Annotated in this window: 15 protein-coding genes; 7 read left to right on the top strand and 8 right to left on the bottom strand. The window is 70.0% G+C overall.

Annotated features, from left to right (window positions below):
- Positions 1 to 57: 57 nt before the first annotated feature.
- Entirely contained in the window at positions 58 to 1,200 is a 1,143-nt protein-coding gene (locus tag AC1MBE_RS10290) for a zinc-dependent metalloprotease (RefSeq protein ID WP_479777921.1), read from the bottom strand.
- 148 nt (positions 1,201 to 1,348) lie between these two features.
- Positions 1,349 to 2,863, bottom strand: coding sequence for a D-alanyl-D-alanine carboxypeptidase/D-alanyl-D-alanine endopeptidase (gene dacB / locus AC1MBE_RS10285; RefSeq protein WP_479777919.1), 1,515 nt, complete (start codon positions 2,861 to 2,863; stop codon positions 1,349 to 1,351).
- Positions 2,864 to 3,015: 152 nt separating this feature from the next.
- Between dacB and AC1MBE_RS10280 the strand changes: the two genes are divergently transcribed.
- The 3 genes from AC1MBE_RS10280 to AC1MBE_RS10270 all read left to right on the top strand — a co-directional run bounded on the left by AC1MBE_RS10280 (position 3,016) and on the right by AC1MBE_RS10270 (position 5,781).
- Positions 3,016 to 3,504, top strand: coding sequence for an inorganic diphosphatase (locus tag AC1MBE_RS10280; RefSeq protein WP_479777917.1), 489 nt, complete (start codon positions 3,016 to 3,018; stop codon positions 3,502 to 3,504).
- Between the two features lie 138 nt (positions 3,505 to 3,642).
- Positions 3,643 to 4,968, top strand: a complete 1,326-nt coding sequence (locus tag AC1MBE_RS10275; RefSeq protein WP_479777915.1) for a carboxylesterase family protein — start codon at positions 3,643 to 3,645, stop codon at positions 4,966 to 4,968.
- Between the two features lie 57 nt (positions 4,969 to 5,025).
- Positions 5,026 to 5,781, top strand: coding sequence for a DUF429 domain-containing protein (locus AC1MBE_RS10270; RefSeq protein ID WP_479782568.1), 756 nt, complete (start codon positions 5,026 to 5,028; stop codon positions 5,779 to 5,781).
- A 56-nt stretch (positions 5,782 to 5,837) separates the two neighbouring features.
- Here the strand turns inward: AC1MBE_RS10270 and AC1MBE_RS10265 are convergent, their stop codons facing one another.
- Positions 5,838 to 8,267 (bottom strand): phosphoketolase family protein, encoded by a 2,430-nt coding sequence (locus tag AC1MBE_RS10265; RefSeq protein ID WP_479777913.1) that lies wholly within the window; start codon positions 8,265 to 8,267, stop codon positions 5,838 to 5,840.
- A gap of 174 nt (positions 8,268 to 8,441) precedes the next feature.
- Between AC1MBE_RS10265 and AC1MBE_RS10260 the strand changes: the two genes are divergently transcribed.
- Complete coding sequence (locus AC1MBE_RS10260) at positions 8,442 to 9,041, top strand: hypothetical protein (RefSeq protein WP_479777911.1); 600 nt, start codon at positions 8,442 to 8,444, stop codon at positions 9,039 to 9,041.
- 40 nt (positions 9,042 to 9,081) lie between these two features.
- Here AC1MBE_RS10260 and AC1MBE_RS10255 read toward each other — a convergent pair whose 3' ends face one another.
- Both AC1MBE_RS10255 and serS read right to left on the bottom strand, forming a co-directional pair.
- A complete protein-coding gene (locus tag AC1MBE_RS10255; protein ID WP_346958371.1) occupies positions 9,082 to 9,930 on the bottom strand; it encodes an HAD family hydrolase in 849 nt (282 codons plus the stop codon).
- 93 nt (positions 9,931 to 10,023) lie between these two features.
- Positions 10,024 to 11,304 carry a serine--tRNA ligase gene (gene serS, locus AC1MBE_RS10250; protein ID WP_479777909.1) on the bottom strand — a complete coding sequence of 427 codons (1,281 nt, stop codon included), beginning with the start codon at positions 11,302 to 11,304 and terminating at the stop codon, positions 10,024 to 10,026.
- 78 nt (positions 11,305 to 11,382) lie between these two features.
- Here serS and AC1MBE_RS10245 point away from each other — a divergent pair, with 78 nt between their 5' ends.
- Positions 11,383 to 12,498, top strand: coding sequence for a diacylglycerol/lipid kinase family protein (locus AC1MBE_RS10245; protein WP_479777907.1), 1,116 nt, complete (start codon positions 11,383 to 11,385; stop codon positions 12,496 to 12,498).
- An 85-nt stretch (positions 12,499 to 12,583) separates the two neighbouring features.
- Here AC1MBE_RS10245 and AC1MBE_RS10240 read toward each other — a convergent pair whose 3' ends face one another.
- The 3 genes from AC1MBE_RS10240 to AC1MBE_RS10230 all read right to left on the bottom strand — a co-directional run bounded on the left by AC1MBE_RS10240 (position 12,584) and on the right by AC1MBE_RS10230 (position 14,219).
- Positions 12,584 to 12,802 carry a hypothetical protein gene (locus AC1MBE_RS10240; protein ID WP_346958368.1) on the bottom strand — a complete coding sequence of 73 codons (219 nt, stop codon included), beginning with the start codon at positions 12,800 to 12,802 and terminating at the stop codon, positions 12,584 to 12,586.
- 94 nt (positions 12,803 to 12,896) lie between these two features.
- Complete coding sequence (pheA, locus tag AC1MBE_RS10235) at positions 12,897 to 13,877, bottom strand: prephenate dehydratase (protein ID WP_479777905.1); 981 nt, start codon at positions 13,875 to 13,877, stop codon at positions 12,897 to 12,899.
- 15 nt (positions 13,878 to 13,892) lie between these two features.
- Positions 13,893 to 14,219, bottom strand: coding sequence for a rhodanese-like domain-containing protein (locus tag AC1MBE_RS10230; RefSeq protein WP_479777903.1), 327 nt, complete (start codon positions 14,217 to 14,219; stop codon positions 13,893 to 13,895).
- A 390-nt stretch (positions 14,220 to 14,609) separates the two neighbouring features.
- Between AC1MBE_RS10230 and AC1MBE_RS10225 the strand changes: the two genes are divergently transcribed.
- Entirely contained in the window at positions 14,610 to 16,079 is a 1,470-nt protein-coding gene (locus tag AC1MBE_RS10225) for an amidase (protein ID WP_479777901.1), read from the top strand.
- 81 nt (positions 16,080 to 16,160) lie between these two features.
- The gene (locus AC1MBE_RS10220; RefSeq protein ID WP_479777899.1) at positions 16,161 to 17,273 is read left to right on the top strand and encodes an alcohol dehydrogenase catalytic domain-containing protein; all 1,113 of its coding nucleotides are present in this window, start codon (positions 16,161 to 16,163) and stop codon (positions 17,271 to 17,273) included.
- Positions 17,274 to 17,279 lie beyond the last annotated feature (6 nt).

Genomic DNA, 17,279 nt, shown 5'->3' with positions numbered 1-17,279 from the left:
GTCGTCGTCCGCCGGAAGCCGCCGGGAGATCCGGGTTGCTGGTGGCGGGCACGCGGACTAGAGCCCCATCCGTTCGAGCCAGAGCTTCGAGTCGTGGATTTCGGGTTCGGTGGGCAGGTGGTCGGCGGACTCCCAGACCTTGTTGAAGCCTTCCATGCCGGCGGCGTCAACCACTTCGCGGACGAACTTCGAGCCGTCGCTGTACTGCCGCATTTTTGCGTCCAGGCCGAGCAGGCTGCGGATGAACTTCTCGATCGCGCCGCGGTCCTTGCCGCGGGCGTTGAACCGCTGCCGGATGGTCTTGACCGACGGGACGATGCTGGCGTCCACCGCATCCATCACCACGTTGGCGTGGCCTTCCAGCAGGCTCATGACCGCGGTGAGGTGCGAGATCGCCGCACGCTCGGCCGGGTCCTGCAACAGGTCCAGGATTGCCCCGCGGCCGGGGGCCGCTCCGGGCGCGGACCGGTCCTTGAGGGCCTTCGCAGCTGCCGCGGCGCGTTCCATGATCGAGTCGACGTTGCCCAGCAGGTGGGCGCTGAGGTCCTCGATCTGGTCCAGCATGTGGTGGCGGAGCCAGGGGGCGGCGGCGAACTGCACGCGGTGGGTCTGTTCGTGCAGGCAGACCCAGAGCCGGAAATCCTCGGGCGCGACGTTGAGCTCGCGTTCCACCGCGATGATGTTGGGGGCCACCAGCAGCAGCCGGCCGGCGGCGGGGGCCGTGGAATTCTCGGCCAGCGCGGAAAACGGGTCGTACTGGCCCAGGACCTTGCTGGAGAGGAACGCCAGGATGGCGCCCAGCTGGCTGCCGGTGATCGCGCCGCTGACGCTGGCGGCGCCCGGGCCCACGGTCCCGCGGCGTCCTTCGAGCATTTTCTCGATGGCGGGCTGCAGCATCACGGCGAAGCTCTGCGTGTTCGCCTTGGCCCACGACGCACGGTCCACCACCAGGACGGAGGAGTCGCGGAGGTCCCGGGCGGCCTCAAGTCCGGTGATGTCATGGACGTGCGGCACCGAGATGTCCGCCATCAGGCGCAGGTTTTCGACGGCGGCGCCGATCTCCGCGGAGCCCAGCGACGGCCCGGCCGGAGTGAGGCGCGCGGCCGTGGACGCCGCGAGCTCCCAGTTGATGAGGGCCTGGGCCTGGCTTGCTGACCGGGCAGATGTCTCGGCAGATGTCTCGCGCGAAGAGGACTCCATAGCCCCATCAGATCACAGCAGGCCGGGGATGCGCCTTAAGTTCGTCGCGGAGCGAACGGGCAGCCGGTGGCCGCCGTTTCGATGGTTCCCTGCTGATTAGACGTTTCGAACCCACTGATGCGCAGGGAACCGTCGAAACGGCGCGGCCTCAGCGGCAGCCGCAGCCCGCCAGGACCGAGGCTGTCCGGTCCAGGGCCGTCTTGTTGCCGGCAGCCCCGGGGGTGAGTCCGTTGCCGATGAAGGAGAAAACCAGGAGCCGGCCGTCGGCGTCCACGACGTAGCCGCTGAGGGCGATCACGGTGTTCAGCGTCCCTGTCTTGGCGCGGACCAGGCCCGCGCCCCGGGCGGTGCTGGTATCCGTGTACCGGCCGCCCAGTGTTCCGGTCAGCCCGGCCACCGGGAACCCGGCCAGGGCGGACCGGAGGCGGGTGTCCGTGCCCGTGGTCATCGCGCGGACGACGGCGGCGAGCTGCCGCGCCGAGACCTTGTTGTCCAGGGTCAGCCCGGCCAGGTCGGCTGCCCGGAGCGTGGCCGCGGGGATGCCCAGTTCCTCGAGCTGCCGCAGGACGGCCGCGACGGCGCCGGCGTTGCTGGCCGGTTTCCCGCTGGCTACCGCCACCATCCGGCCCAGCACCTCGGCGAGGTAATTGTCCGAGGTGCGCAGCATCAGGTCCACCTGCTGGCTGACGGTGGCGGACTGGACTTCGGCGAGGACCTTGCCGGCCTGTCCGCCGGCGGCCGGGGAAGGCTTGCGCGCCGCGGGCAGCCTGGCGACGCCGGGTGCGACGGTGAGCCCGGCGGCGGCGCCCGCGGCAGACAGCCGGGCGGCGAACGCCTCGGCTGCGGTCATGGCGGCGTCCCGGGGACGGGGTCCGGTGGTGACGGCGGGGTCGTAACGGGCCGAGTTCAGGGCCAGCGGAAACAACGGCGCCACTTCGCCGGCGGCCACGTCTTCCGGGCTCCAGGCCGGGCTGAGGGACGGTCCGGTGAAGAGGGAATCGTCCAGCAGGACGGACACCGGGCCGGTCGTGCCGGCCTTCCGCAGGGCATCCACGGTGGACTCCGCCAGGGTGGCGAGCCCGGCACGGCCCAGCACCGCGTCCGGCGCGGACTTGCCGGCGCCCAGCAGCACGTCTCCGCCGCCGGTCAGGACCACGGAGCCGCGCGTGGGGCCGGCCACGACCCTGGTGCTGAAGCGCCGGTCCGGGCCGAGGGTGCGCAGCGCAGCGGCGGCCGTCAGCAGCTTGATGTTGGAGGCCGGGGCGCGGACCTCGTCGCCGGACCGGTCAAAGAGCACCTTGCCGGTGATGGCGTCCTGCACCACGCCGCTGAAGGACCCGGCGCCGTCGGTCTTCAAGGTGGCGGTGAGGGCGGCGGCGAGCGCTGCGGCGTCCGGCACCGGTGCCGCGTCGCTGAGCGGCCGCATGGCGCCGGCGGTGCCCGGACCGCCGTCGGGCGTGCTGAGGCTGGTGGGCAACTGCTGCCAGGGGCCGGCCGCGGCGGGCTCGGGGGGCCGGACCGGGCCGCGGAACCCGGGACTGACCGCCACGCCGGCCGGGATGGCGAGCGCAAGGACCAGAAGGGTCAGCAGCAGCATCGGAATGGTGCGCCCGAGCGTTCCGGGCGCGTGAGCCGTGCCCTCCCGGCGCTTTCTGGGTTTCATGCTGCTGTTGGTCCTTTAGTCCTGAAATGTCCCCACTAGTTCCTGAAACCAGGGCCTGTCGCTATATCCTCAATAGTAGTCGGCGGCACCGGCACTGCTTTTTTGCAGGTCGTGTGTGCCGCGCACCCCCTGAATCCGTCGAGGAGCATTCCATGAAGCATGACGTGACCATCGAGATCCCCAAGGGATCGCGCGTCAAGTACGAAGTCGACCACGAGACCGGCCGCGTCCGCCTGGACCGCGTCCTGTTCACCTCCATGCAGTACCCCACGCACTACGGTTTCTTTGAGAACACCCTGGGCGAGGACGGCGACCCGCTGGACGCGCTGGTGCTCCTGCAGGACTTCGACCTCTACCCCGGCGTGATCGTCGAGGCCCGCCCGATCGGCGTCTTCAACATGACCGACGACGGCGGCGGGGACGCCAAGGTCCTCTGCGTCCCGACGGATGCCCGTTTCGACCACATCAACGAGATCGGCGACGTCAGCGAGTTCCTGATCAAGGAGATCGAGCACTTCTTCACCCGGTACAAGGACCTGGAGCCGGGCAAATGGGTCAAGGCCGAGGGCTGGGGCGACCGCGCCGCGGCCGAAGCTGAACTCGAAGCCTCCATCAAGCGCTTCGTCCCGGGCGCGCACTAACGCCTCCGCAGCACCAACGCGGGGTCACCTACCGCCCATCCGGCCGACGGATATGGGCGGTAAGTGACCCCGCGTTGCTATTTAAGCGCAGGTGCGCGCTGCCAGCCGTGGATCAGGAATGTGTGAAATCGTTGGTTCATGAACGCCGAGCCTGCCTTTAGCCCGCCCTGCGGCCCGGTCACCGGGTGGCGCGACGGCGGCGTGCTGCGCGCCACCGGAATCCCGTACGCCACCGCCGCACGTTTCCAGCCGCCGGCACCCGCGCCCGACCGGAGCGAAACCCTCGAGGCCACGGCTCTCTCCCCCGCCTGCCCACAGGCCCCGGTCCCGTTCCTGGACGACATCCTCGGCACCCGCTACGGGGAACTCCCCGGCAGCGAGGACTGCCAGCGGCTCTCCATCACCATCCCGGAGGACCTGCGCGACGGCGAACGCGTGCCGGTGATGGTCTGGCTGCACGGCGGTTCCTATACCTCCGGCTCCGGCGACCTGGCGATCTTCGACCCCAGGGCCCTCGTCGCCGAAAACCGCGTCATTGTGGTCTCCGTGACCTACCGCCTGGGCCTGTTCGGCTACCTGGCCACCGGCACCGGCCGGCCCGCCAACCTGGGCCTGCTGGACCAGCTGGAGGCCTTCCGCTGGGTGCGGCGCAACATCAGCGCCTTCGGCGGGGATCCGGAAAACGTCACGGCCTTTGGGCAGTCCGCCGGCGGCGACGCCGTCGCCCACCTGATGGCGACGCCGGAGGCGCCTGACCTGTTCCGGCGAGCCATCATCCAGAGCGCGCCGCTGGGCATTACCCGGGGCCGGGACAAGATGAGCCGCGCCATGGGCGTCGCCGCGGAAGCCGTCACCGAAGACACCCCGGCAATGGACGTCGTGGAGATCGAGGAGCACGTGTCGCAGGTGGCCCGGAAGTTCGGGCTGATCGCGGCCATGCCCTTCGGCACCCAGTACGGGCACGCGCCCCTGCCGCCGGAGTCCGGCATTGAGCAGGCCTGGAACAGCACGGCCCCCGGCATCGAGGTCCTGATCGGGCACACCTCCGAGGAAGCCCGGATGTTCCTGCCCCGCAACCGCGCGGTCAGCCGCCTGGCCAAAATCCCCGTGCTCGGAACCGCCGCCGTCAAAGCCATCAACTGGGCCGTGACCGAGGCGGTGTACGGCCGGTCCGCCAGGCGGTTCGCCCGGCGCCACGCGCGGGCCGGCGGCACGGCGTACAGCTATGTACTGTCCTGGGCCGCGCCGGGGAACTTCTACGGGGCCGCGCACACCGTGGACCTGCCGCTGTTGTTCGGCAACGAGAAGACGTGGGCCGGAGCCGGGCTGCTCGCCGGCGCCAGCTGGGAGGACATCAACGCCCAGGGCCGGGCACTGCGCGCCGTGTGGGCCCGCTTTGCCTCGGGGCAAGGCCTGGAGCGCCGCGGCGGGATTCCCGGCGCATTCCGGTACCGCGCGCTGTGAGCCGGACGAGGGGCTGACGCCGTGACCGTGTCACCGAACACCCCGGACGGACCGCGGATGCTGACCCTCGGCGTCGACCTCGCCGCGGCCACGAAAAAGACCGCGGCAGCCGTGATCGAGTGGAGCGGGGGCACCGCCCGCCTGGCGCACCTGTCGCTCGGCGTCGACGACGACGACATTGTGCGGCTCTTCGGCGCCAGCGACATGACCGGAATCGACTGCCCCGTAGGCTGGCCGGACGCGTTCCTGCCGTTCATCGCAGGGCACCTGGCCGGCGAGGCGCACCCGGTGCTGGACTACGACGGCATCGAGGGCCGCCGGCGGCTGGCCTACCGCGACACCGACCGCTTTGTCACCGCGCGGACCGGGCTGATCCCGTTGAGTGTCTCCGCCGACCGGCTGGCGCACCCGGCAATGCGCTGCGCCGTCATCCAGGCCAAGATCGCCCTGGACCAGGGGCCGCAGGCCAGGGACGGCAGCGGCCGGCTGGCCGAGGTCTACCCGGCCGCGTCGCTGAAGTCCTGGGGCCTGCTGGCCCGGGGTTACAAGGGCCGCGGGGGCGCGGAAACGCAGCGGCTGGGCGAACTCCTGGACGGGCTCCAGCGGGCGGCACCGTGGCTGGACCTGGCCGGACATGAGGACGCGCTGGCCGGCTCGGACGACATGTTCGACGCGCTCATCGCCTCGCTGACCGCGCGGGCCGTGGCCCTCGGCGCGACCCTCCGTCCCGACGCCGGCCACGCCCGGGCCGCCCGGTCCGAGGGCTGGATCCACCTGCCCACCGGCGGCCTGGCCGGCCTCACCGGCCCTTAGCCGGCCGCGGTGCGGGGCTGCGGGCCGGGCCGCGACGCGGCTATTCAGCTACGCTGCTATTCAGCGCTGAGCGTCCAGCCGCTGATCTCCTTCGCATCCTCACCGTGCTCCCTCGTGTGGTTGTGCGCCCGGATGCGCCGGTCCTGCAGCGACTGGCGCAGCAGCGAGTGCCGTTCCGCCAGGCCCGGCACCCGGTCGATCGCGTCGATGGCCAGCTGGTAGCGGTCGATCCCGTTGAGCATGGCCATGTCGAACGGCGTCGTGGTGGTGCCTTCCTCCTTGTAGCCGCGCACGTGCAGACCGTCCTGGTTGGTGCGGCGGTACGCCAGCCGGTGGATCAGCGACGGGTAGCCGTGGTAGGCGAAAATGATCGGCTTGTCCGCGGTGAAGATGCCGTCAAAGTCCCGGGACGAGAGGCCGTGCGGGTGCTCGGCGGCGTCCTGGAGCCGCATCAGGTCCACCACGTTCACCACCCGGATCTTCAGCCCGGGCGCCCCTTCCTTGAGCAGTTCGGCCGCCGCCACCGTCTCCACCGTGGGGACGTCCCCCGCGCAGGCCAGCACGACGTCGGGCTCCTCGCCCGGGACCTCCGACCCGGCAAATTCCCAGATCCCCAGGCCCCGCTGGCAATGGTGCGCCGCCTCGTCGGGCCCCAGCCAGGTGGGTGAGGGCTGCTTGCCACTGACCACGATGTTGACGTAGTCCCGCGAGTCGAGGCAGTGCTCCATCACGGAGAGCAGGGTGTTGGCGTCCGGCGGCAGGTAGACGCGGATGACCTCGGCCTTCTTGTTCACCGCGTGGTCGATGAAACCGGGGTCCTGGTGCGAAAAGCCGTTGTGGTCCTGCTGCCAGACATGGGAGGAAAGCAGGTAGTTCAGCGAGGCGACGGGCCGCCGCCACGGCAGCTCGCGGTGGACCTTGAGCCATTTGGCGTGCTGGTTGAACATCGAGTCGACAATGTGGATGAAGGCCTCGTAGCAGCTGAACACCCCGTGCCGGCCGGTCAGCAGGTAGCCTTCCAGCCAGCCCTGGCACAGGTGCTCGCTGAGGACCTCCATCACCCGGCCGGCGCGCGCAAGGTGTTCGTCGATCTCCTCGATCCGGTACTGCCAGACCTTGTCCGTCACCTCATAGACGTCCTGCAGCCGGTTGGATGCGGTCTCGTCCGGACCGAACAGCCGGAAGGTCTCCGGGTTGAGCGCAATCAGGTCCCGCAGCCAGCCGCCTAGGGTCAGCATGGCGCTGACCCGCTCCTGGCCCGGCCGGGCGACGTCCACTGCGTGGTCCGTGTAGCCGGGCAGCTTCAGGTCGCGCAGCAGGACGCCGCCGTTGGCATGCGGCGTGGCGCTCATCCGCAGCTCCCCGCCGGGGGCGTTCGCGGCGACGTCGGGCCGGAGCCGGCCCTCGCCGTCGAACAGTTCGTCCGGCCGGTAGGACTCCAGCCACCGGCCGAGCTGCGCCAGGTGTTCGGGGTTGGTACGGACTTCGGCCAGGGGCACCTGGTGGCTGCGCCAGGTGCCTTCCACCTGCAGCCCGTCGACCGTCTTCGGGCCGGTCCAGCCCTTGGGCGAGCGCAGCACGATCATCGGCCACGCGGCGGCGGGCGCGTCGTTGCCGCCGGCCCCGCCGGCTGTTGTTGCGGTCCTGCGGGCCGCCTGGATCGCCCGGATGTCGGCCAGGCAGCGGTCCAGCACCGCGGCGAAATCGCGGTGCGCGGCCGCGGTGTCCTCCGGGTCGGTGACGGTCACGAAGTGCGGCTCATGGCCGTACCCGCGCAGCAGCTGCTCCAGCTGGGCCTCCGGCATCCGCGCCAGAATCGTGGGGTTGGCGATCTTGAAGCCGTTCAGGTGCAGGATCGGCAGCACGGCACCGTCCGCGGCCGGGTCCAGGAAGTTGTGCGAGTGCCAGCTCGCGGCCAGCGGCCCCGTCTCCGCCTCGCCGTCGCCGATCACGACGGCGGTGATCAGCTGCGGGTTGTCGAACACCGTGCCGTAGGCGTGCGCCAGCGAGTAGCCGAGTTCGCCGCCTTCATTGATGGAGCCCGGAGTTTCCGGGGCGGCGTGGCTGGGAATGCCGCCGGGGTAGGAGAACTGCCGGAACAGCTCGGCTAGGCCGTCCTCGTCCGGGCCCACGTTGCTGTAGATCTCGGAATAGGTGCCCTCCAGCCAGGCGTTCGCGACGACGGCGGGCCCGCCGTGCCCGGGGCCGGCAACGAACAGCATCTGCTGGGAGTCCCGCCGGATGACCCGGTTCAGGTGCGAGTAGATGAAGTTCAGCCCCGGCGTGGTCCCCCAATGGCCGAGCAGGCGCGACTTGGTGTCCGCGGCGCTCAGCGGTTCGCGCAGCAGCGGGTTGGAGCGCAGGTAAATCTGGCCCACGGACAGATAGTTGGCCGCCCGCCACCACCGGTCCACCAGGCCAAGTTCGTCCGCGCCGGCCGTCTCCGCGGTCCGCTGCCCTGTCCCCTGCTCCAACCCATCAGCCACTGCTGCACTCCGCCCCGGTTCGTGCCGCCGTCGGCAGCGTCTTGATCCATCGCAACATTTCCGGCGGCCCGAGACAAGCCCGCCGCGCGTCCGGGCGGGGGCCGCGGCGGGTCTGTACGGGGGCTGTCCCGGGTACTTGCCTCGCGTTTGCCACGCGGTAGTGTGGCATCCAGAATGTTCACGCTGACCATCAACCAAACCGACAGCCGGCGCGACGGCGACCGTGTGCCGCAGCTCCTCAAGGACCTGCGGCACATTCCCGCGCGCCTCGATTTCGACCGCTCGGTGGAGGATGAGGTCCAGGGCATCCTGGACTGCCCGCGGCAGGCAGTCGAGGCGGCGCTGATCGCCCTGCGGACGGGTGCCTGGTACGTCGGCATCGGCGTCGGCCCGGTCAACGAACCGCTGCCGAACCAGATCAAGGACGCCTCCGGCCACGGACTGATTTATGCGCGCCGGGCGGTGGACCGGCTAAGGAACAGCAAGGAACGCATCCCGGTGGCAGTTGAGGGCCCCTACTCGGACCTGGCCGCGGAAGCCGAGGCCGTGCTGCGGCTGCTGGGCCACATTGTGCACGACCGCAGCGCCGCCGAGTGGCGGGTGCTGGACCTGCTTACCCCCGGCGTGCGCGGCCAGCAGAAGGCCGTGGCCGAGGAATTGGGGATCACCACCCAGGCCGTAAGCAAGGCCGTGGCCCGGTCGCAGTGGAACGAGGAGCACGCGGCCCGTCCCGCCGCCGCCCGGCTGCTGGGCCTGATCCTCGAAGTCCGGTAGGACGGACCCGCCCGCGGAAGCGAGCGTCCCCCGCCCCGCCTTAGCCGAGGATGCTGCGCAACACGTGCGCGGCGCCGTCGTCGTACACCGAGTGGGTGACCTCGTCAGCGGCGGCGATCACCTCGGCCGGCGCCTGTCCCATCGCCACGCCGCGGCGCGCCCAGGTGAGCATTTCGATGTCGTTGCGGCCGTCGCCGACGGCCACCGTGCGGTGCGCGCCGATGCTGAGGCGTCCGCGCAGCTGCTCCAGGGCGCTGGCCTTGGTGACACCGGCGGCGGCAATGTCCAGCCAGGCCGTCCAGCCCACGGAGTATGTGACGCCGGCGAGCCCCACGTGGCGGATCGCCGCGTTGAACTCCTCAGGCGTGTTCTCGGAGCTGAACACCACAACGCGGACGGCGGTGGCCTCCAGCATGGTCTGGAAGTCGACGCCGATCGCCTCGACGCCGAAGCTGGCGTCCTGGAAGCGTTCGGTGGAGAGGAAGTTGCCGTTCTCGTCCTCGAGCGCATACTTGGCCGAAGGCAGCCGCTTGCGCAGCGCCCGCAGCGCGGGGCCGGGGTCGAAGGTGGCCTTGTGCAACACCTGGTAGCCGTCGGCGAGCCCGGAATCCACGCGCAGCGTGACGCCGCCGTTGGAGCAGACGGCGTAGCCGGTCTCGATGCCGATGTGCTCGATGATGGGCAGGGTGGCGTTGAGCGAACGGCCCGTCGCGATCATGACCTCGTGCCCGGCAGCCACCACGGCCTGGGCGGCTTCCCGGACGGGAACGGACATGTGCCCGTCGTGGTCGACGAGGGTTCCGTCGACGTCGAGGGCGATCATCATTTTTTCGTTTGCTTCGCGCTGGTCATCGTTGCCAGCGACTGAGGCTTCAGTCAATGTAGTCATCCAATAAGTAGAGCAGACACCGCCGACAGCTGCTAGGACGCGCGCCACAGTGGCGCGTGAAGCCTGGGTAAACAGCTGCCGACGGCGGGCGGGCTAGAGCACGGGGAAGACCGTCATGCCACCGAGGTACTTCTGCAGCGCGGCCGGGACGTTGACCGAGCCGTCCGGGTTCTGGTGGTGTTCCAGGATGGCGACGATCCAGCGGGTCGTGGCGAGGGTGCCGTTGAGGGTGGCCACCGCGCGGGTGCCCTTGGGCGCGCCGTCCTCGTTGAGCACCCGTTCGCGGATGTTGAGCCGGCGCGCCTGGAAGGTGGTGCAGTTGGAGGTGGACGTCAGCTCGCGGTAGGCGCCCTGCGTGGGGACCCAGGCTTCGCAGTCGAACTTGCGGGCCGCCGAGGTGCCAAGGTCCCCCGCGGCGGTGTCGATTACGCGGTAGGGCAGCTCGCACTTGGCCAGCATTTCCTCTTCCCAGGCCAGCAGGCGGGCGTGCTCGGCGGCGGCCTCTTCAACCGTGGTGTAGATGAACATCTCCACTTTGTTGAACTGGTGGACGCGGATGATGCCGCGGGTGTCCTTGCCGTGCGAACCGGCTTCGCGGCGGTAGCAGGAGCTTTGCCCGGCGTAGCGGATCGGGCCGCCGGTGAGGTCCAGGATTTCGTCCGCGTGGTAGCCCGCGAGGGCCACCTCGGACGTTCCCACGAGGTAGAGGTCGTCTTCGGCGAGGCGGTAGATCTCGGCGTCGTGCTTGACGTCGAATCCGGTGCCCTGCATGGTTTCGGGACGGACCAGCGTCGGGGTGATCATGGGGACGAAGCCGGCGTCGATGGCCTGTTCCATGGCCATCTGGAGCAGCGCCATTTCGAGCCGGGCGCCCACGCCGCGCAGGAAGTAGAAGCGCGATCCGGAAACCTTGGCGCCGCGTTCCATGTCGATCGCGCCGATCAGCTCGCCGATCTCCAGGTGGTCCCTCGGCTCGAAGTCGGGGAATTCGCGCGGCGTTCCGACCGTCTTGACCACCACGTAGTCATCCTCGCCGCCCGCCGGGACGCCGTCCTCTACCAGGTTGGGGATGCCTCGCAGGAGCTCCTCCTGGGCGGCCTGGGCGACGTCGGCCTCGGCCGAGGCTTCCTTGACCGAAGCGGCGAGCACCTTGACCTCTGCGAGCAGGGCCTGCTTCTCCTCGCCCTTGGCCTGGGCCACCTTCTTGCCGAAGGCGTTCTGCTCGGCCCGCAGGTTTTCGAAACGGATCAGTGCCGCGCGCCGGGCCGTATCCGCGGCGATGATCGCGTCCACCACGGATTCATCGGCGCCGCGGGCGCGCTGGCTGGCACGGAACTTGTCCGGATTTTCGCTGAGGTCTTTTACGTCGATCACCAGATAAGAGTATCGAATCCGGGGGCCGCGACCGGGCAGTCCTGCCGGGTCGCGGGCGCGGGATAGTGTTGGAGCAACATGCGCGACTGGCTGCTCTACCTCATCATCGCTGGAGCCCTGGTATTTGCCCTCTCCAGTTGGTGGGGCGTGCGCCGGCTGAAGGCCAGGCACACCCGCAGCGCCGTCTGGGAAGATACGCACAACCCCGGCCTGGCCAGGCAGAAGGTCGCCGTCGTGATGAACCCGATCAAATCCCGGTCCGCGGAGGCCCGGGTCCTGGTCGAAAGCGCCTGCCTCGCGGCCGGCTGGGAGGCCCCGCGCTTCTTCGAAACCACCGCCGAGGACCCCGGGTTCTCGCAGGCCCGGGCCGCCGTCGATTCCGGCGCCGACGTCGTCCTGGTGGGCGGCGGCGACGGCACCGTCCGCGTAGTGGCCGACGCCCTCGCGCACACGGAAATCGCCATGGGGCTCCTCCCGCTGGGCACTGGCAACCTGCTGGCCCGCAACGTCCACCTCGACATCGGGGACCTGCACGGCTGCGTCGAGATTGCGCTGTTCGGCCACCAGCGCTTCATCGACACCGCCCGCATGCGGGTTGAGAACGCCCTGACCGGCCAGTCCCAGGACCACGCCTTCCTGGTGATCGCCGGCATCGGCATGGACGCCGAGGTGGTGGGCGACACCAACGCCGGGCTCAAGAAAGCGGTGGGCTGGCTTGCCTACACGGAGGCCGGGGTGCGGCATCTTCCCGGCCGCCGAAAGCGGGTCTCGATCTCGCTGGACGACCAGCCCGAGCAGTCCCGGAAAATCCGCAGCGTGCTGTTCGCGAACTGCGGCCTGATCCCCGGCGGAATCGACTTTATCCCGCAGGCCATGATCGACGACGGCATGCTGGATGTGGTGGTAATGAGCCCGCGCAGCGCCATCGGCTGGCTCGCGATGTACTGGAAGATCGTGCTGAAGCATAAAAGAAACCTGCCGGTGATGACGTATTACCGCTCCGGCAAAATCGTGATCAAGTGCGCCGAACCAATGCCCACTCAGGTCGACGGCGATCCGTCCGGCGAGGCCACCACGGTCACCGTCCGGGTGGCCCCCCGCTCGCTGCTGGTCCGGGTCAAAGAGGACGAAGCCCGGGACACCGCGCTGACGGCGGGCGGGGCCGGCAGCCAGCCGGGGACCGGCATCAACTAGGCACGGCACCCCGCCCGGGCCGGCGTCCCGACAGGACCGCCTGGCGGGCAGCCTGGCGCGGCACCCCGCCCGGGAGTTGGCTGGCCTAGCTGGCTTCCTTTTTGGCGTCTGCTTCCTTCTTCGCATCCGCGGCCGCCTTGGCGGCGCGGGCCTCGGACTGTTCGCGGATCATGGCCTGCTCCTCTTCGAAGCGCAGCCGGTCCGCACGATCGGCGTCGTCGCCGTCCCAGTCCTGGTTTTCAGCAGTCGGCTTGGGATTGACAATCATTCCCTGGCCGTCATTTTCTGTGCTGGTGCCTGACATGACCTGCTCTTTCCGGTAGAGGGCTACCCAAATATGGATCAGGCAAGCATACGCACAGTTTCTATGGGGAGGAAGTGCCGGATGTGGCGTTTGTCTACGCTGTGGGCGAAGCCTCCGGCTTATATTCCGGAACCACAGATGCCCCGGTGAGTATGTCTTCAACCCAGGCATGGGCGGCTCGGAATGCTTGGTCGGACGTGTGCGACGCCACCTCCGCGCGCTGTCCGTCGGCCCGGCCGTAGGAGCCCAGGAACCTGGTGGCGGGGCTGATCCGGTGCAGTCCAGCGAGCGCGTCGGCCACCCGCGCGTCGCCCACATGGCCGTCGGCGTCGATGCTGAAGAAGTAGTGGCCCAGGTACTGGCCGGTGGGCCGCGATTCGATCCGGCTCAGGTTCACGCCGCGGGTGGCGAACTGGTCCAGGATCTCCATCAGCGCGCCGGGCCGGTCCTCCGGCAGGGGGACCACCACCGTGGTCTTGTCCGCACCGGTCCGTTCCGGCAGCACGCCGGGCCGGCCCACCAGCACAAAGCGGGTGACTGCACCCGGGTTGTCGCCGATGTTTTCGGCCAACACGGCCAGGCCGGGCTGCTCGGCAGCGACAATCGGGGCGCAAATGGCGGCGTCATAATGCGGGTCGCCTTCCAGCAGGCCCATTGCAGCAGCGGCTGTGGAAGACCCCGGGATATATTCTGCATCTGGAATATTAGTGTCGACCCAGAGCCTGCACTGGGCCCAGGCGTGGCCGTGGGTGGAAACCCGGCGGATGTCCTCGATCCGGACGCCCGGCCGGGCCACCAGCACGAAGCTGATGGGTACCAGGGCCTCGCGGAGAATCCGCAGCTCCTGGCCGGTGGCGATCGCGTCTAGGGTCGCGGTGACCCCGCCCTCCACGGAGTTCTCGATCGGTACCATCGCCGCGTCGGCCGATCCGTCACGGACCTTGTCCAGCGCGGTGTTCACGTTCGAGGATGGGATGCGGACCGCCTCCGCGGCACCGGGCACCTGCATCAATGCCGCCTCGGTGAACGTGCCTTCGGGGCCGAGGAAGGTGTAGGTGACAGGTGACGCGGGCATGGGTTCTTCCTTCGTTTACAGGATGACGGGCTTGAGCCCGTTGTCAGACACGAGCGGCAGGCCGTTCTCAAGCCACTGGTCCATGCCGCCGGCCACGTTCACCGCGGAATAGCCCTGGCCGACAAGCCATTGCACGGCGCGGAAAGAACGTCCGCCGGTGCGGCAGATGACGTAGAGGTCCTCGTCCGGGTCCAGTTCGTCGAGCCGGGCCGGGAGCTGGTCGAGGGGAATATGCACAGCGCCCTCCGCGTGGCCGGCAGCCCACTCGTAGTCCTCGCGTACATCCAGAATGCGCGCCGCTTCGGGCATATCGGAAACGGTCACGGTGTCGATATCGCTCATGGTCGTCCTCTCCGCTGGTACCAGGGTTCTTCCCCCAGCGTATCGCCAGCCGTCAGAGCCAGGTCCAAACAGGCGGCAGGTTACGCTTCTGGAGAGCGCAAAGGAGACCAATGGCAGCCGCACGGCCCACAATTCCGGCCCCTCGGCCACCCCTCCACACCAATGTTGGCCACGAAGAATGGGCATGTCCCCCGGGCGCGGAAGCCCGCGCACCCCGCCACCACCGGACATGCCCTCCCCCGGACACTGCGGTTGGACATGCTGCCACTATGCCCAACGTTGGGCACGAAGAATGGGCATGTCCCCCGCGCCGTGCTCCCCACGAAAAATGGGCATGTCCCCCGCGCCAGGAAGCCCGCGCGGGCCGCCACCACCGGAAGCCCCTCCACCGTGGCTGAGATCCACGAACTGTCGGCGGTCGCGCTCCGGGATGCCCTGCGCTCCGGCGAACTTTCCGCCCGACAGGCCGCGGCGCATTACTTGGACCGCATTGCGTCCGAGAATCCGCACCTTGGCGCCTTCATCACTGTCACCGCCGAGCAGGCGCTCAAGGACGCCGACGCCGCAGACAGCCACCACGCCCGCGCCTCCGCCGCCCCTCGCGACGGCGGCGGCGGCCCGGACCTGCCGCTGCTGCACGGCATGCCGACCGCCTTCAAGGACCTGACCGACGTCGCGGGCGTCGCCACCACGCATGGCAGCGCCGCCCTGGAACACAGGCCGGCCCCGGCCGACGGCGCCCTCGCCGCCACACTGAAGGGCGCCGGGGTTGTTTCGCTGGGTAAGACGCAGGTCCCGGAGTTCGGGCTGACGGCTTACAGCGAGAACCGGATCGCCCCGCCCTCACGCAACCCGTACGCGCTGAGCCGCAGCTCCGGCGGCTCCTCGGGCGGCAGCGCTGCCGCCGTCGCCGCGGGGCTGCTTCCGTTCGCGCCGGGCTCCGACGGCGGCGGCTCCATCCGGATTCCCGCCGCCGCCTGCGGTCTGGTGGGCCTGAAGCCGGGCCGCGGGCTGGTCCCGTCCGGGGAAAGCAGCGGCGACCCCGCCGGACTCGTGGTCGCCGGACCGCTGGCCCGCTCCGCGGCCGACGCCGCGCTGATGCTCGACGCCCTCGTCCCGCCGCCCCCGTCCCGCCAATCACCGGGAGAACCGGCCGGCAACCGGGGCAGCTACCTGCAACTCGCTGCCCAGGACCCGCCCCGGCTGCGGATCGGCGTCAGCCTGGACAGGCCCTGGCAGGCCCTCTTCCCCGTCACGCCGGACAAGGAGGCCCTCGACGCGCTCGAGACCGGCATCAGGCTGCTGCAGGCGGCCGGGCATGAGGCCGGCGAGGCGGCCATCCGCTACGACAACCGCTACCCCGGCGCGTTTACGACGGCGTGGACCGCCGGCGTCGGGAGCGCCCGCATCGCGCCCCAGCGCGAGGCCCTCCTCACCCCGTTGACCCGGACCTTCCGGCGCCGCGCCCAGCAGCGCAGCGCGGCGAAACTCAACGAGGCCCTCGGGTTCCTGCGCCAGTTCCAGCGGGACACCGTCGCCCAGTTCTCGGCCTGGGACCTGGTGCTGAGCCCCGCCCTGGCACAGACGCCTCGGCCGGTGGGCTGGTTCACCGGCGCAGCGCACGGCGACGGCTACTGGCCGGCCGAGTGGCCCGCCGACGCCGACGACGACTACCGCAAGCAGTGCGAGTTCGCCCCATGGTCCTCCCTGGTCAACGTCTGCGGGCTGCCCGCGATCAGCATTCCGGTGCACTGGACGGGCGGGCCGCCGGGTGAAGGGTTGCCGATGGGCATCCAGCTGGTCGGGCCGATGGGGTCCGAGGCGCTGCTGCTCCAGGTGGCCGGGCAACTGGGCTTCTAGGCAGCCGCCGGCAGGGATTTCCCGGGTCCGGCCGGGTGCGGTTTACTGGTCCAAACGCGGTTAACCACACGAGAGGGATCGATGAAGATCACCGGTGCAGTACTTGAGGAAATCGGCCGCCCCCGGCCCTTCGCGGAGTCGAGGCCGATCAGTATCGCAGAACTGGAGCTCTCCGCCCCCGGGCCGACGGAGATCCTCGTCCGGCTCGAGGCCGCTGGCATCTGCCACTCGGACCTCAGCGTCGTCGACGGGAACCGGGTGCGCCCGGTACCCATGCTGCTGGGCCACGAAGCCGCCGGACGGGTCGTTGAGGTCGGCGCGGAGGTCACCGACCTGCAGCCCGGCCAGCGCGTGGTCATGTCCTTCCTGCCGCGCTGCGAGCAGTGCGCCAACTGCGCCGCGGACGGCCGGCTGCCGTGCACCGCCGGTTCCAAGAGCAACAACGAAGGCACCCTGCTGCACGGCTCCATGCACCTAAGCCGCGGCGGCGAACAGATCTACCACCACCTCGGCGTCTCCGGCTTCGCCAGCCACGCCGTCGTGGACCGGGCCTCCGCGGTTCCGGTCGGTGACGATATCCCGGCGGACATCGCGGCCGTGCTGGGCTGCGCGGTGCTCACCGGCGGCGGCGCCGTGCTGAACGCCGCGAAACCCCGCCCCGAAGACAGCATCATGATCGTCGGGCTCGGCGGCGTCGGGATGGCCGCGCTGATCACCGCGGTGTCCCAGGGCGTCTCGCGGATCGTCGCCGTGGACACCCTGGACGAAAAACTGGAGCACGCCCGCCGCCTCGGGGCGCACGAAACGTACACCCCGCAGCAGCTCGCGGAGCAAGGCGTCAAGGCCAAGTTCGTCGTCGAATGCGCCGGCAGCGCGCGGGCGTTCGAGACCGCCTTCGCGGCGACCGACGTCGGCGGCACCACGATCACGGCCGGGCTCCCGTCACCCGAGGCGCGCGCCCAGCTCTCCCCGCTGACCATCACGGCGGAGGCCCGCACGATCATCGGCAGTTACTTGGGCTCGGCCGTGCCCGCCCGGGACATCCCCAAGTACGCCCAGCTCTGGCGGGACGGAAAGCTCCCCGTCGAGGAGCTCATTTCGTCCCGGATCGCCCTGGCGGACATCAACCAGGCCATGGACCAGCTCGCGGACGGAAAAGCGGTCCGCCAGGTCATCATGTTCGACGCCGGCTAGGGGCAG

This window comes from Arthrobacter sp. BG5, assembly GCF_056680155.1.
The sequence above is the reverse complement of the archived record's forward strand: the minus strand, read 5'-3'. Positions and strand labels throughout refer to the sequence as shown.